Origin of the sequence: Acinetobacter sp. FL, from assembly GCF_040744925.1 — a bacterium.
Taxonomy (GTDB): domain Bacteria; phylum Pseudomonadota; class Gammaproteobacteria; order Pseudomonadales; family Moraxellaceae; genus Acinetobacter; species Acinetobacter radioresistens.
This window is the reverse complement of record NZ_CP160437.1, coordinates 697,172-713,379: the sequence shown is the minus strand read 5'-3', so window position 1 is coordinate 713,379 and position 16,208 is coordinate 697,172. Positions and strand designations below refer to the sequence as shown.

Sequence of the window (16,208 nt, the reverse complement as noted above, 5' to 3'; positions counted from 1 at the left end):
TGAATGGCTCAATTTTTTATTCATCGCCCCATATTTGCATGGGTGATTGCGCTGGTGATCATGCTGGCGGGGGTACTTACTCTCACCAAAATGCCGATTGCACAGTATCCGACGATTGCTCCACCGACCGTGACGATTGCGGCAACTTACCCGGGCGCTTCTGCTGAAACTGTTGAAAATACAGTGACCCAGATTATTGAACAGCAGATGAACGGTCTGGACGGGTTACGCTACATTTCTTCAAATAGTGCCGGGAATGGTCAAGCGTCTATCCAGCTGAATTTTGAACAAGGTATTGATCCGGACATTGCACAGGTTCAGGTTCAAAACAAACTGCAGTCTGCAACGGCTCTGCTTCCTGAAGATGTACAGCGCCAAGGCGTGCGGGTAACCAAATCTGGTGCCAGCTTCTTGCAGGTCATTGCATTTTATTCACCTGATGATTCCCTGTCAGATGCCGATATTAAAGACTACGTTAACTCAAATATTTCTGAACCATTATCACGTGTTGCAGGTGTGGGTGAGGTACAGGTATTTGGTGGCTCTTATGCCATGCGTATCTGGCTCGATCCTGCCAAACTAAGCAGTTTTCAGCTGACTCCAAGTGATGTAGCTAACGCCATCCGTAGCCAAAATGCTCAGGTGGCAGTGGGTCAGTTAGGCGGTGCGCCACTGACTAAAGATCAGGTGCTAAATGCTACAGTTACTGCACAAAGCCTGTTGCAGACTCCTGAAGAATTTAGCAATGTATTTTTGAAAAATACTGCAAGTGGTGCACAAGTCCGTATTGGTGATGTCGCCAAGGTGGAACTGGGCAGCGCAGATTACGGTTTTATTTCAAAATATAATAATAAACCAGCGGCCGGTGTAGCCATTAAACTTGCGACAGGCGCCAACGCACTCGACACTGCTGAAGCAGTCGAGGCACGCTTAAAAGAGTTACGTACCAGCTATCCTCAAGGGATGGTAGACGTGCTGGCATTTGATACTACTCCGTTTATCAAACTTTCAATTGAAAGTGTGGTTCATACACTGGTTGAAGCAGTCATTCTGGTCTTTATCGTGATGTTCCTGTTCTTGCAGAACTGGCGCGCCACTATTATTCCAACACTTGCTGTTCCGGTTGTTGTTCTAGGTACTTTTGCTGTAATTAATATTTTTGGTTTCTCGATTAATACCCTCACCATGTTCGCCATGGTACTAGCAATCGGTCTGCTTGTAGATGATGCGATTGTTGTGGTGGAGAACGTTGAACGTGTTATGGCAGAGGAGCATCTTGATCCGGTTACTGCCACAGAACTTTCAATGAAACAAATTTCTGGTGCCCTGATTGGTATTACATCAGTGCTAACCGCAGTATTCGTACCCATGGCGTTCTTTGGGGGCACTACCGGGGTCATCTATCGGCAGTTCTCGATTACTCTGGTTACCGCAATGATCCTGTCGTTAATTGTAGCGCTTACCTTTACGCCGGCGCTCTGTGCGACACTGCTCAAACAGCACGATCCAAATAAAGCACCAAGCAATAATATTTTTGCCCGCTTCTTCCGCTGGTTTAACCATAAGTTTGACCGGATGTCTCACCGTTATCAGAATGGTGTAAGCAAACTCCTGCATCACCGTATTATTTCTGGCGTGTTTTATGTTGTGGTGATTGGCATACTGGTGCTGCTGTTCCAGAAACTGCCTTCTTCATTCCTTCCAGATGAAGACCAAGGTGTAGTCATGACGCTGGTACAGCTTCCACCTAATGCATCACTAAGCCGTACTGAACAGGTAGTTGACACCATGACCGGCTTTTTCCTTGAGAATGAAAAGGAATATGTCCAGTCTGTATTTAGTGTCGCAGGCTTCTCGTTCACTGGTGTAGGACAAAATGCGGGTCTGGCATTTATCAGATTAAAAGACTGGAGTGAGCGTACTACCCCTGAAGCACAGATTGGTGCAATTATCCAGCGTGGTATGGCACTGAACGTTATTGCTAAAGATGCCAGCTACGTTATGCCTTTACAATTACCTGCCATGCCTGAACTGGGTGTGACTGCGGGCTTTAGCTTCATGCTGAAAGATGCAGGTGGTAATGGCCATGAAAAACTGATGGCTGCCCGTAATGCAATTTTGGGTATGGCTGCCCAAGACCCGCGCCTGATGGGTGTGCGTCCAAATGGTCAGGAAGATACGCCACAATATAAAATTTCGATTGACCAGGCTCAGGCCGGTGCAATGGGAGTAAGTATTGCTGATATCAACAGTACTATGAGTATTGCGTGGGGCGGGTCTTATATTAATGACTTCGTAGATCGTGGCCGTGTAAAACGTGTCTATGTACAGGGTCAGGCAGACACCCGGATGATGCCTGAAGATCTGGACAAGTGGTATGTGCGTAATAACCAGGGCCAGATGGTCCCATTCTCAGCCTTCGCAACTGGTGAATGGACTTATGGTTCACCTCGTCTTGAACGTTATAACGGTATCTCATCGGTTAATATTCAGGGTACACCTGCCCCGGGTGTGAGTTCTGGTGATGCCATGCTGGCAATGCAGGAAATCATGGCCAAGCTGCCAAGTATGGGTATGCAGGGATATGATTATGAATGGAGCGGTTTATCACTTGAAGAAAATGAAGCCGGCTCGCAAACTGCTGCATTGCTTGCCCTTTCAATCCTGATCGTATTCCTGTGTCTTGCTGCACTTTACGAGAGCTGGTCTATTCCATTCTCGGTACTCATGGTTATTCCATTGGGTATTGTGGGTGCCGTAGTACTGACGTTCTTAGGCATGATGATTTCGAAAGATCCTAACCTCTCGAATAACATCTACTTTAAAGTTGCAATTATTGCGGTAATTGGTCTGGCTGCGAAAAACGCTATTCTGATTGTGGAATTTGCAAAAGACCTGCAAGAAGAAGGTGAAGAACTGTTAGAAGCTACGCTGCATGCTGCAAGAATGCGTTTGCGTCCAATTATCATGACCACATTAGCATTTGGTTTTGGTGTACTGCCACTTGCCCTGTCTTCAGGCGCCGGTGCAGGCAGCCAGCACTCGGTAGGTTACGGTGTATTGGGTGGTGTCATCAGCTCAACATTACTGGGTATCTTCTTTATTCCAGTATTCTATGTATGGATCCGTAGCATTTTTAAACAGAAACCAAAAAACAGAAATAATCAGGAGCAAATATCGTGATGCAAAATTTCTGGACTTTAACAGGTCGCGGTTTTGCTTTGTCTGTTCTAGCGCTTGCTCTGACTGCATGTCAGAGCATGCGCGGTCCAGAGCCAGTCGCTAATGCCAATATTCCCAACAATTATATTGAAGCAGATAGTGGAACCTCGATTGCGGCACAGGGCTATAAAGACTTTTTCTCAGATGAACGCCTGAAATCGGTGATTGATCTGGCCCTGACCAATAACCGTGACCTGCGTACGGCGACCCTGAACATTCAGCGAGCCCAGCAGCAGTTCCAGATCTCTGAAAATAACCAGCTCCCTACCATTGGTGCCAGTGGTAGTGTACTACGCCAGGACAACCTGAATAGTCAGGGCCGTGGTCCGACTACTTCATACAATGTAGGGCTAGGTGTAACAGCTTATGAGCTGGATTTTTGGGGTCGTGTCCGTAGCTTGCGTGATGCAGCACTAGACACCTTCCTGGCTACGCAGACTGCTCGTGACTCTACCCAGATCAGCCTGATCAGTCAGGTGTCACAAGCCTGGCTCAACTATTCATTTGCTAGCGCCAATCTGGACCTGGCTGAACGTACACTGGCTGCCCAGCTTGAATCCTACAATCTTAACCGGAAACGTTTTGATGTCGGGATTGATTCTGAATTACCCGTCCGTCAGGCACAGATTTCTGTTGAGACTGCTCGCAATGACGTAGCGAATTATCGCACGCAAATTGCGCAGGCCCGTAACCTGCTCAATTTACTGGTGGGTGAACAGGTTCCTGACAACCTGTTGCCACCGAAGCGTATTAGCCGTGTAACGAACCAAAATGTCCTTTCGACCGGTCTGCCAAGTGACCTGCTGGTTAACCGTCCGGACATCCGTACTGCTGAATATGAGCTGAGTGCCGCCGGAGCCAATATTGGAGCTGCACGCGCACGCCTGTTCCCGACGATCAGTCTGACTGGTTCGGCTGGCTATGCTTCAACTGACCTGAGTGACCTGTTCAAATCAGGTGCATTTGTCTGGTCGCTTGGTCCAAGTCTGGATATTCCAATCTTCGACTGGGGTACGCGTCGTGCCAATATTGCTATTTCTGAAACAGATCAGCAGATTGCCCTGTCAGATTATGAGCGTTCAATTCAGGCTGCATTCCGTGAAGTTAATGATGCACTGGCTGTTCGTAAAAATATTGGTGACCGTGTCGCTGCACAGCGTCGTCTGGTAGAAGCCACCAATACTTCATATCGTCTGGCAAATGCACGCTTCCGTGCTGGTATTGACAGCTATCTGACTGTACTTGATGCACAGCGTGCTTCATATGCAGCCGAGCAAGGCTTGTTGCTCCTTGAACAGGCCAATCTGAATAATCAGGTAGAACTGTATAAATCTTTAGGTGGTGGGGTTAAAACCACTAGTTCCGATTTGATTGCTCGCCCGGCTTCAACTGCTGAACAAAAAGCAAACCGTGAAGCGAAAGCTGTACAGTAAGTATAATTTATAAGAGAGCCCACTTCGGTGGGCTTTTTTATTGCTTTTCAAGTCCAAATTTTCTATCTTCAATTATGAACAAAAGGAAAATAAGATGTTATTAAGCAATCTAGAATCTGTTCCGGGTCACCACATTACCAGGCAAATTGATGTGGTCTATGGCAGCACGGTCCGCTCCAAGCATGTCGGACGTGACTTTATGGCTGGCTTGAAAAATATTGTAGGCGGAGAACTTAAAGGTTATACCGAATTATTAGAAGAATCCCGTCAGGAAGCCATGAACCGCATGATTGAAAAAGCCCAAAATCTGGGTGCTAATGCAATTGTCGGGATTCGTTTTTCTACCTCAAATATAGCACAAGGTGCTTCTGAACTGTTCGTATATGGGACTGCAGTCACCGTAACTCCAGTTGCACCTTCAATTCCAGATCCGTTTTCTTCATAAAATCACACAGGATGCCGGGTTATGGACGCTTTGATTTTTAAGATCGGAATTTTTATAGTGCTGTTCGTGATTGGCTGGGCATTTGGACGCCATGTCGAATACAAACATCTGCGTGAACTTGAAGAAAAAGAAAATATGCTGGCACATATTACTGTTGATAATCAGCGCTTTCATACCACTTTGAATACCGGACAGCTCGTCTCGAGCAATGTAGTCATCTCACATGACTATTTTAAATATGTGATTGCCAATATTCAGAATTTTTTTGGTGGCCGGCTCACTGCTTATGAAAGTATTGTAGAAAGAGCTCGGCGTGAGGCAATTATACGTTTAAAGCAAGAAGCTCAGCGTACAGGAGCAACCCATATCATGGGTTTACGCCTGAGTACCACTGAACTCGGAATGCAGGGTGGCATGGTTGAAGTATTTGCCTACGGCACAGCAATTAAAACCACATAAGTCATTTTTAGCAGGGGGACTGAACAGGATTTGCAGTTCTCCCCCCAGCTCTCCAAAAAAGAAGCACAGGTCACTTTACTTTCATTTTACGGATCATTTTATATAGCAGCTTGGGTGATAGGCGAGATACCAGTACGCCCAGCTTTTCCTTATGGCCTCCTACGACAATATATTCTTCCCCAGCCAGTAAGGCCTCAACCGTAATTTTGGCAAACTGTTGTGGTTCCAGACCATTTTCTATTGCTTCATCCTGATGACCTTGTGGCTTGCCCTCTCCATTCAAGGCATTAAATGACACATTGGTCTTCACAAAACCGGGGAAAATTACAGAAACGCCTATACCCTCCTGAGCGACTTCAGCACGCAGACTATTGGCCCACATATGGATTGCTCCCTTGGCCGCCGAATAGGACGCGCGATACTGAGTACCCAGTAGTCCTGCTACACTTGAGACAAAGGCAATCTGTCCAGACTTCTGCTGGATAAAAGTGGGCAAGACTGTTTTGGTCAGAAATACCTGTGAGAAATAATCGACTTCCATGATGGCACGTTCGGTCTGCATGGTGGTATCCTGAATCAAGGCGCGCTGGCTGAGGCCTGCATTATTGATGAGCCAGTCAATGCGGCCTTTAGCAGCCACTACCTGATCATAAGCATGACGTACCTGACTTTCATCTGTTATATCCATAGGAACAACCAGATGATCTTGCGCATTTGGCAAAGCCAGACGAACTTTTTCCAGCTCATCATAACGGCGCGCGCTCAGGACCAGCTTTGCTCCTAAAGCTGCACATTCTTGTGCCAGCGCCTTACCCAGACCTGAAGATGCGCCAGTGATCCAGACGATTTTATTGTTTAATTGCGGACTTGCCATTTTTCTCTGCCTTTTATTCCTGGTCAGTTAACAACTTTTTATCAGGCTTTTTGCATAAAGCCCATGAAATGTTCAATGTATGCATTGGCCTGTTCCTTTTGGAGCTGAGTCCCAATTTTTTCCAGACGTTTATAGCCTAAATGGGTAGTCATATGAATTACGCCGCTTAAGGTCTTGTCGATAAATACATTAAATTTAAGCTGCTTCTTCGGTTCACGGATCAGGCAGGTTACGCCAACATCAATAATATGAATAAGCAAGGCAAAAGCTCGTGGCACTGCACTCAGCTGGCCTGCACGAATCTGTTCAACGGTCTCCAGTACATCCTGCATGAGCTGCATATGTACGTCATAGCGGATCCAGATTTGCCGGTCATGTTCACAGATCAGTCCTGCAAAATAGTTGACCAGTGGCAGCAGGCGCTCATTACTAAAAAATGAAATCGCCCAAGGCAGGTATTTACGTAAAGTTTCCAGTATCTGCCTGACCACCTGCCGGTTTTCTTTAATTTCTTTTGTATCCTCAGCGTTTATGCTATTGGCCTGCTTTAAAATCAGTTCACTAAAGGCCTGCTCAATAATTTCACAGGCAATTTCGCTGAGTACCCCACCCAGCATTTCAGCCTGACTTGCTTTTACCCCGGCATTTAACTGCATGCGAATAACTTCAAAACGGCTGTAAGAGGATTCACTCAATTTGAGAAATACAGCATAGCTCATGAAGGTTGTTTCCTTATTTTTCACTACTTATATTTTTTATCTAAATGCTTAAAGGCCTCGATCCGGACTTAAAGCAGCTTAAATCTACCGTGTTTCAGCATAAATACAAAATTATTTGTCGGGTTTTACTGCATTAAAAACAGATATTTTTTTGCTACAATGAATACAATTTTTTATTAGCTTTTGATCTCTTAAAACTATGACCGATTCAGCTCAGAATATTGCAACAACCTACGATCCAACCGAGATCGAGAAAAAATGGTACCAGACCTGGGAAGAACGTGGCTATTTCAAGCCATCTGAAAAAGGTGAGTCATTCTGTATTATGATTCCGCCGCCCAATGTCACTGGTAGCTTGCACATGGGTCATGGTTTTAATAATGCCATTATGGATGCCCTGACTCGCTATAACCGTATGTCAGGTAAAAATACGCTTTGGCAGCCAGGTACGGACCATGCTGGTATCGCAACCCAAATGGTGGTTGAGCGCCAGCTGGCAGCACAGAATATTAGCCGTCATGACTTGGGCCGTGACAAGTTCATCGAGAAAGTCTGGGAATGGAAAGAACAGTCTGGCGGTAACATTACCCGTCAAATCCGTCGTTTGGGTTCTTCTGTAGACTGGTCACGTGAACGCTTTACCATGGATGACGGTTTATCCAATGCAGTTAAAGAGGTTTTCGTAAAACTGCATGAAGAAGGCCTGATCTACCGTGGTAAACGTCTGGTGAACTGGGACCCGAAACTGCAAACGGCCCTGTCTGATCTTGAAGTTGAATCGGTTGAGGAAAAAGGTTCCCTCTGGCACTTTAAATATTTCTTTGAAGATAAAACGCTGCGCACCCAAGACGGCCATGATTACCTGGTGGTCGCCACTACACGTCCAGAAACCCTACTGGGTGATACGGCAGTTGCTGTACATCCTGAAGATGAACGCTACGCGCACCTGATTGGTAAAAATATCGTATTACCGATTACTGGTCGTTTAGTACCTGTGGTTGCCGATGAATATGTAGAAAAAGATTTTGGGACCGGCTGCGTAAAAATCACCCCTGCACATGACTTCAATGACTATGAAGTGGGCAAGCGCTGCGAACTGCCGATTATCAATATCTTCAACAAAAATGCAGAAGTACTGGCTGAGTTTGAATATATTGCCAAAGCTGGGGAACAAATTTCTAAAACCATTCCTGCCCCAGCAGACTATATTGGTCTAGAGCGTTTTGAAGCGCGTAAGAAACTGGTTGCACAGGCCGAAGCCGAAGGCTGGTTAGACCAGATTCAGCCTTATGACCTAAAAGCGCCACGTGGTGACCGTTCAGGCGTTATTGTTGAGCCTCTGCTCACAGACCAGTGGTATGTAAAGATTGCACCACTTGCGAAACCGGCCATTGAAGCGGTGCAGGATGGCCGTATTAAGTTTGTTCCTGAGCAGTACAGCAATATGTACATGGCGTGGATGAACAACATTCAAGACTGGTGTATCTCGCGTCAACTGTGGTGGGGTCACCGTATTCCAGCTTGGTATGATAAAGATGGCAATGTCTATGTGGGCCGTGATGAAGCAGAAGTTCGAGCAAAAAACAATATCCCTGCCGATGTTCAGTTAGACCAGGACGACGATGTACTGGATACCTGGTTCTCATCTGGTCTTTGGACATTCTCGACTTTAGGCTGGACTGGCGACGAAGCAAAAGATAAAGCCAACTATTTCTTAAATACTTTCCACCCGACTGATGTACTGGTAACAGGTTTCGACATCATCTTCTTCTGGGTTGCCCGTATGATCATGCTGACCATGCACTTCATGAAAAATGAAGATGGTACGCCTCAGGTGCCGTTCAAAACTGTGTATGTACATGGCCTGGTACGTGATGGCGAAGGTCAGAAAATGTCGAAGTCTAAAGGGAACGTACTTGACCCGTTAGACCTGATTGACGGTGTAGACCTTGAAACGCTGGTACAAAAGCGTACCACAGGTCTGATGAACCCGAAACAAGCGGCGAAGATTGAAAAATCAACCCGTAAAGAATTCCCGGAAGGTATTCAGGCTTACGGTACCGATGCAGTTCGCTTCACTTTCTGCGCACTTGCCAATACCGGACGTGACATCAAGTTCGATATGAAGCGTGTTGAAGGCTACCGTAACTTTGCTAACAAAATCTGGAACGCGACCCGTTTTGTGATGATGAATGTCGAAGGCCAGACCATTGGGCAGGAAGCACGTCAAGACCTTTGGGAGTTGCCTGAACAGTGGATCGTAAGCCGTCTTCAAAAAGCGGAACAAGCAGTGCAAATAGCATTTGCGACGTATCGTTTAGATCTGGCTGCGCAAGCGATTTACGAATTCATCTGGAATGAATACTGTGACTGGTATGTTGAGTTAACCAAACCGGTTCTGAACGATGAAAATGTATCTGAAGAGCGTAAAGCTGAAGTACGTCGTGTTCTTCTTGCGGTAATGGAAGCATCTTTACGTTTGGCTCACCCATTGATGCCATATCTAACAGAAGAAATCTGGCAAACGCTTGCACCTAAACTCGGTATTACTGGCGAAACGATCATGCTGGCGCCATACCCGGTTGCAGATACAGCGAAGATCAATGATCAAGCTGAAGCGGATATGCAATGGCTGCAAGGTCTGATTGGTGCGGTGCGTAACATCCGTGGTGAGATGGGTCTAGGGAATGCGCGCTTGTTGCCTGTGCTGCTGCAAAATACCACGGATGCTGAAAAAGCGCAGATTGCACGTATTGAACCATTGTTTAAAGCATTGGCAAAAGTTGAAAGTATTACTTTCTTGGCTGATGGTGAACAACCACCATTGTCTTCTTCATCTGTCGTTGGTCACGTATCTGTATACGTTCCAATGAAGGGCTTAATTGACCCTAAAGCGGAATTGGGTCGTCTACAAAAAGACTTAGACAAGGTTCAAAAACAGCATGACCAAATTGCAACTAAACTTTCTAATGAAGGTTTTGTGGCGAAAGCACCTGCTGCTGTGGTTGAAGGCGAGAAAGTGAAACTTGCTGAGTTTGCTGACCAGTTAATGAAGATTAAAACGAATATGGAGCAGATTGCGGCGCTTTAAGGCTGTAGTTTGATTCAAAAAAATCCCCTCTTAGTGAGGGGATTTTTATTGTGCAAAATACAAACAATAAAATTATTAGATGTTAGAATAAATTAGAATTAACAACTATTTGAAAAATACATGCAGAAAAGCAAATTCCAAATTGATGCTCGCTTAGTTACATTACTTTCACAATCTTACTCCTCATCTGAACAAGCATTAAAGGAGCTCATAGATAATGCATGGGATGCTGATGCAGACACAGTATTTGTTGAAATTCCAGATGAGGCTATGACCAATAGACCTATCGTAATCAAAGACCTAGGTTCAGGAATGACTGAACTCGAGCTAAAAAATGAATACCTTTTCATAGCAAGTGACCGTCGAAAAAGACGAGGTGAACTAACACACTTATATAAGCGTAAAGTAAAAGGAAAAAAAGGAATTGGAAAATTTGCAGGATTAATGATTGCTGACTATATGAAATTAGAAACATGGGCAAAAGGTCAATATTCATACTTTGACATTTCTGCCAATGAACTCTTAAATTCATTAGAACTAGGCAAATTAGATTTATCAATCAAAATTGAAGACTGTGATCCTAAACTTAAAGGAACTCAGATTACCTTAAATAGTTTTAAACAAAATTTACACCTTCCAAATCCTGAAAAATTTAAATCACTTTTAATTAGAGAATATGGTAGAAGTGAAAATTTCAACCTCGTAGTAAACTCTAAAACTTTAGATATTGATGACCTAAAAGGTAAATATCACGAGGAAATAATACCAATTAACAAATTTGGAAACGTAAAATTACAGCTGACTATATCAACAGAAAAGTCAAAATTAAAACAGGCGGGTATTTCAATTCGTGTTCAAGGAAAAGTTATTGGAAAACCTTTATTTTTTGGCTTAGATAAACATGAAAGTTTTCCTCCAAAACTATTAGATAAAATTTATGGTGAAGTAGAAGCTGATTGGTTAGCCGAACATGTTACTGCTGATTGGGGCTCTTTTATCGAGAACAGTCTATTACTCGAAAAGCTTGAAGAGACTCTTCAACCAATTTTAATTTCTAAAGTTAGAGAAGAATATAGACATGATATTGATTAGGCTCATGCTAGATTACAAAAGCAAACTAATGACCGTTTAGCACTTCTTCCCGAATATAAGCGGCAATTTGCAGACAAAGCGATTAAAGCTATTTTAGAAAAATATTATGATGAGCCTGAGTCTAAAGTTACTTCTATTGTTAATGTTTTATTAGAATCATTAGAACGATCAGATTATAGAGCTATCCTTGATTATATAAATGATGCTGACAAATCAGATATTTCTAAACTAGCTGATGCTTTATCAGATTTTGGTTTAGCAGAATTAGCTATCGTTGCAGAACAAGCAAAAACAAGACTGACTTTTCTGGATCATCTTGAACAACTTTGTGATAATGAAAAAACTCTTGAAAGTGAAGTTCATAAAAGCTTAGAAAACAATTTGTGGCTTTTGGGTGCGCAATATTCAATTTTCAGCAGTAACATAACTCTTAAGAAACAAATAAAAAAATATTTAGATCAAGAGTATTGTGGTGATAGAGCAGATAAGAGACCTGATATAATGCTCAATGAAAACTTCTATGCTGAATATTTACTGATTGAGTTTAAGAGACCAAAACATCCACTTTCATTTAATGATTATCAACAAGTAATTCATTACCGAAATGATTTTTTGAAATATACAAATAAAGATATCAAAGTAATGCTAATAGGCGGTAAAAGATCAACTGAATTAGCAAATAATCGTTACTTAGAACCTAATGTTGAAATACTAATATTTAATGAAATTATTTCTACTGCTCGGAATCAATTGAATTGGATACTAAAAGAACTGCGCTCTAAATAGCCCTCACCCCAACCCTCTCCCATAGGGAGAGGGAGCTTTCATTACTCTTCTATTTTCAGTTGTGAACACACATTCCACAAATCTTCCAACACCACATCCATCCGCCCCAGCACATCAGGATTCCAATAGCGCACAACAGTTAAATCTAAAGCTTCTAAAAACTTGGTTCGTTCAGCATCATACTCAATAGCATCCTCCATTCCATGCTGACTACCATCCAACTCAATCACCAAACCAATTTCATGACAATAAAAATCCACAATATAAGGTTTAATCACATGCTGACGACGAAATTTAAGATTCATAAATCGTTTAGCACGAAGTATTTGCCACATCAAATATTCTGCATCGGTGGCGGTGTGGCGCATGGATTTGGCAAATAGTAAAAGTTGAGGGTCGAGCTTTTTATTCATGAGATTTTGTTTTTATTATTTTATTTAGATTAGCAGAATTTATAACCTCTCCCTACCCCTCTCCTACAAGGAGAGGGAACTTTCATTTTTGATTCTATAAAATTATAAAATTACGTGCAGCTCCCTCTCCCTATGGGATGAGAAGCACAGCTTCGCAAGGGGGTGAGAGAAAACTAAAAATTATAGAACCCCATTCTCCAACAACATCTCCACCTCACTCACCTTCTTCATATACTTCAACCGTTCTTTCTCCCCTTTTAGCTGCTTCTTCAGCGCTGAAGTATCTGCATCCACTTGCTTATATAAATCGGTAATTTTCACCTTGCCTGTATGGGCTTTTGTATTCCAGCTCAATGATTGAATAATTTCTTCTATTTGATCATCTAACTTTTGACTTTGCAGATCTAAGGCCAATTGGTAAAACTTCATTTGTTCCGCACTTAAACCCTTTTGTGAAGTACCCCGATTCTGCTCAATTTGGATTTGCAATTTCAGTAAATAAAATAAATCCTGCGCTGCATAAGCCTCATTCGCTCGCTGCAATAATTCAGTCTTTTCTACTTTTTTAGCTTCATCCGGTTCACGGTCTGGGTGAATAGTTGCAGCAATTTTTAAGTACACAGTTTTTAAAGACTGCTTGGCCAGCTTTGTAGCCTGTTCCAGTTTTTTCTGCTGGCGTTTAAGCTTGGCTTGCTCTCGTGTCTGGCTGTACTTTTCGCTATCCCATTCTTCAAAATCTTCAGATGCTATCTGTTCCGAATTATTTTCTTCATCAAAAAATAGCTCTATTTCCTCTGCACTTTGCTTTTTATTTTTTCTGGCTTGGCTATGTTCAATATGCTGTTGATAGTAATTATAAATGTCGTCAACAATCTCGGCTTGCTGCTTTGATAAAGATTGAGAGTCTTTTAAATAAGCTGCAAGATACTGAATTTTAACATCCAGCTGCGTCGCCTCTGCCTTGGAGAATTCTGCCTCATGCAAATGTTTCCATAACTGTTCCAGTTGCTGAAACAGCACCGCATGTAACTCTTGATAGACCGGCATTAAAGTCTGACGGGTATATTGCTGAATCTGTTCCTGCGCCTGCTGCCACTGCTTCAGTTCAAGCTGTTGCTGCTCAATTTTATCAATTAGCCGGTTCAGCTTTCTCTGCTGTGGCGAAAGCCCAACATCGGGCTGAAGTGTGGTTTTTAGTTCAAGCGCCATATGAATAATGCAGCAAAATAAAAATTATACCTGATTTAAAGTCCCACATTTGAACCTTTACTTTACATCACCCAAGCAATTACAAGCGGCAACGTTATGGCAGCGCATAAGGTCTGTAAACTGATAACAGCTGCCATAAGCTGACTATCACCCTTTAATACTTTAGTCAGAATATAAGCTGCCGACGCTGTCGGTAATGCGAAAAAAATCACCAGAATCTGGGTTTGTAACACCGAAAGCTGCATCCACCAGCAAATTCCTATAGCCAACGCCGGCATTACCAGCAAACGGGCAAAAGTATCCAGCATTAAGGCAGGAATATCTTTTTTCATTTCCATAAACTGTAAGGCTGCACCGACACAGAGCAGGCCAAGTGGCAGGCTTGCAGCAGAAAACAGTTTGATCAGGTTAAATACTCCTTCCCAGAGAGGAATATTTGATACATTTACGATTGCTCCCACCAGACAGGACATGATCAGGGGATTCTTCAGCAGAGAAATAATGACAGGCCGTAAGCTCATCTGCTCGCTAGACGTCAGTGAAAGCACAGAAATGATATTAACCAGGGGTATACAGACTGCCAGCAGAACCGCCAGTATGGCCATACCTTCCTGTTTAAACAGTGCAGCCACCAGTGCCAGCCCGATGTAAGTATTAAAACGAACAATACTTTGTGTATGTACGCCAAAGCGGGCGGGCTGAATGTGTTTTATATAGCGCAGCAGGTACAAGGCAATCGTGGCAGTCAGCACTGTAATAAACATTGCCGCCAGCAGCATTTTCAGACTGTCAAATTCAATTTTTGTAGTCGCTAAAGTGTGAAACAGCAGCGCCGGAAACAAGATATAGTAATTCAGCTTTTCAGCGCCTGACCAGAATTCGGTACTTAAAAAATGATATCTTTTAAACAGGTAGCCCGTAGCAATGAATGCAACCAACGGAAAAAGGGCCAGAATTATATGTGTCATGTGAAATACTATATGCTGGGGCCGCATTAAAAAGTATCAAATTAATTTTTGATCCAAGCAGCAAAAATAAATAATGTTTTAAACAACATATAAGCTCTGCAAAGGATACACAATCTGTATTTTTAGCCCTAAGTAAAAAAATAGTTTTTTATTTTTCCTGCTTCATAAAAACAAGCCAGTCTCATCATGAGAGAAACGGAGTATAGAGTTGAAATGCTATACACGATCAAGCTCCTCTTACAGCCGTCAGTTGTAAGTAAAACTAATCATCCACACCCCTTTAAAATGATGCTTTTTTCATCATAATTTCTTTTATTTACAAACATTTGGATAAAAGTCCCTACAACTTCAGTCGTGGATATCTTCCACACCGATTATTAACATGCTAAAAGATAAGTTGAAAGATGTATAAAAATATTTAATCGTTTAAAACAGGTAAACATTCAGGTGTTTATCTTGGGCAGGAACAGCAAGCTCACAACAATAGAAAAGGAGTTTTACCATGTCAAATAAAGTACGTGCAGCCTCAGTGCTGTGCCTGAGTACATTGATGCTCGGCCTTGTGGCCTGTAGTAACAATAATAATGCTCCTGCTAGTGAAAATAATGCTGCATCGGGGAATGCTGCAAATACAGGTTCAGCAGGTTCGGGGACATTGGAGAAAATCCGTCAGTCTGGCACTGTAGTACTAGGACACCGTGATTCATCTATTCCATTTTCTTATATTGCAGATAATCCAAACCAGCCGGTGGGTTACGCTCATGACTTGCAAATGAAGGTCGTAGAAGCTCTCAAGCAGAAACTGAACAAACCGGATCTGAAAGTGCGTTATAACCTGGTGACCAGCCAGAACCGTATTCCTTTGGTTTCAAATGGTACCGTCGATCTGGAGTGTGGCTCAACCACCAACAATAAGGAACGTCAGCAACAGGTCGACTTTTCAGTTGGTTTCTTCCAGGTTGGTTCTCGTCTGCTTACAGCGAAAGACTCAGATATTAAGGATTTTTCTGACTTAAAAGGTAAAAAGGTCGTAACCACCGCCGGCACAACTTCTGAACGTTATATCCGTCAGCATGCACAGGAACTGGGGATTGGTGAAGTTATTTCTGCCAAAGACCATGCTGATTCATTCTTGATGCTGCAAAACGGCCGTGCGGCAGCCTTTATGATGGATGATATTCTGCTGGCTGGTGAAAAGTCTAAAGCCAAAGAACCAGACAAGTGGGTGATTGTAGGTACACCACCGATTCAGGAAGTTTATGGCTGTATGCTGCGTAAAGGTGATAAAGAATTTAAACAGGTAGTTGATGACGCAATCAAGGCCACTTATGCCTCTGGTGAAATCAACGATATGTATAAAAAGTGGTTCCAGCAGCCAATTCCACCAAAAAATATTAACCTGAACTTCCCAATGTCGGAACAAGTAAAAGCCCTGATCAGCAATCCGCATGACCGGGATCAGTAAGTCCTGATTTTAGACAGTCATCGTCAGGCCAG

At 43.1% G+C, this 16,208-nt stretch carries 13 protein-coding genes; 8 read left to right on the top strand and 5 right to left on the bottom strand.

Annotated elements, in window-relative coordinates; all coding sequences use genetic code 11:
* The first annotated feature begins 3 nt into the window (after window positions 1–3).
* The 4 genes from ABZP31_RS03270 to ABZP31_RS03255 all read left to right on the top strand — a co-directional run bounded on the left by ABZP31_RS03270 (window position 4) and on the right by ABZP31_RS03255 (window position 5,559).
* Complete coding sequence (locus ABZP31_RS03270) at window positions 4–3,183, top strand: efflux RND transporter permease subunit (protein ID WP_248134377.1); 3,180 nt, start codon at window positions 4–6, stop codon at window positions 3,181–3,183.
* The gene (adeK, locus tag ABZP31_RS03265; RefSeq protein WP_248134436.1) at window positions 3,183–4,655 is read left to right on the top strand and encodes a multidrug efflux RND transporter AdeIJK outer membrane channel subunit AdeK; all 1,473 of its coding nucleotides are present in this window, start codon (window positions 3,183–3,185) and stop codon (window positions 4,653–4,655) included. Before ABZP31_RS03270 ends, adeK begins: the two co-directional genes overlap by 1 nt.
* 94 nt (window positions 4,656–4,749) lie before the next feature.
* On the top strand, window positions 4,750–5,100 hold the full coding sequence (locus ABZP31_RS03260) for a YbjQ family protein (protein WP_005015884.1): 351 nt from the start codon (window positions 4,750–4,752) through the stop codon (window positions 5,098–5,100).
* Between the two features lie 21 nt (window positions 5,101–5,121).
* Window positions 5,122–5,559: a YbjQ family protein gene (locus ABZP31_RS03255; protein WP_005024928.1), complete on the top strand. Its 438-nt coding sequence runs from the start codon at window positions 5,122–5,124 to the stop codon at window positions 5,557–5,559.
* Window positions 5,560–5,629: 70 nt separating this feature from the next.
* Here ABZP31_RS03255 and ABZP31_RS03250 read toward each other — a convergent pair whose 3' ends face one another.
* The gene (locus ABZP31_RS03250; protein WP_248134379.1) at window positions 5,630–6,433 is read right to left on the bottom strand and encodes an SDR family oxidoreductase; all 804 of its coding nucleotides are present in this window, start codon (window positions 6,431–6,433) and stop codon (window positions 5,630–5,632) included.
* 41 nt (window positions 6,434–6,474) lie between these two features.
* Complete coding sequence (locus tag ABZP31_RS03245) at window positions 6,475–7,152, bottom strand: hypothetical protein (RefSeq protein ID WP_248134381.1); 678 nt, start codon at window positions 7,150–7,152, stop codon at window positions 6,475–6,477.
* Window positions 7,153–7,351: 199 nt separating this feature from the next.
* Between ABZP31_RS03245 and ABZP31_RS03240 the strand changes: the two genes are divergently transcribed.
* The 3 genes from ABZP31_RS03240 (at window position 7,352) to ABZP31_RS03230 (ending at window position 12,121) form a co-directional block, all read left to right on the top strand.
* On the top strand, window positions 7,352–10,243 hold the full coding sequence (locus ABZP31_RS03240) for a valine--tRNA ligase (protein WP_248134384.1): 2,892 nt from the start codon (window positions 7,352–7,354) through the stop codon (window positions 10,241–10,243).
* 120 nt (window positions 10,244–10,363) lie between these two features.
* Entirely contained in the window at window positions 10,364–11,335 is a 972-nt protein-coding gene (locus ABZP31_RS03235; protein WP_248134386.1) for an ATP-binding protein, read from the top strand.
* Between the two features lie 390 nt (window positions 11,336–11,725).
* A complete protein-coding gene (locus ABZP31_RS03230) occupies window positions 11,726–12,121 on the top strand; it encodes a VRR-NUC domain-containing protein (protein WP_248134387.1) in 396 nt (131 codons plus the stop codon).
* Window positions 12,122–12,162: 41 nt separating this feature from the next.
* Here the strand turns inward: ABZP31_RS03230 and ABZP31_RS03225 are convergent, their stop codons facing one another.
* The 3 genes from ABZP31_RS03225 to ABZP31_RS03215 all read right to left on the bottom strand — a co-directional run bounded on the left by ABZP31_RS03225 (window position 12,163) and on the right by ABZP31_RS03215 (window position 14,711).
* Complete coding sequence (locus tag ABZP31_RS03225; protein WP_248134389.1) at window positions 12,163–12,534, bottom strand: endonuclease domain-containing protein; 372 nt, start codon at window positions 12,532–12,534, stop codon at window positions 12,163–12,165.
* Window positions 12,535–12,714: 180 nt separating this feature from the next.
* Window positions 12,715–13,743, bottom strand: coding sequence for a molecular chaperone DnaJ (locus ABZP31_RS03220; RefSeq protein ID WP_111280571.1), 1,029 nt, complete (start codon window positions 13,741–13,743; stop codon window positions 12,715–12,717).
* Between the two features lie 62 nt (window positions 13,744–13,805).
* A complete protein-coding gene (locus tag ABZP31_RS03215; RefSeq protein WP_248134391.1) occupies window positions 13,806–14,711 on the bottom strand; it encodes an AEC family transporter in 906 nt (301 codons plus the stop codon).
* 502 nt (window positions 14,712–15,213) lie between these two features.
* Here ABZP31_RS03215 and ABZP31_RS03210 point away from each other — a divergent pair.
* On the top strand, window positions 15,214–16,176 hold the full coding sequence (locus ABZP31_RS03210) for a glutamate/aspartate ABC transporter substrate-binding protein (RefSeq protein WP_075040921.1): 963 nt from the start codon (window positions 15,214–15,216) through the stop codon (window positions 16,174–16,176).
* Window positions 16,177–16,208: the final 32 nt, after the last annotated feature.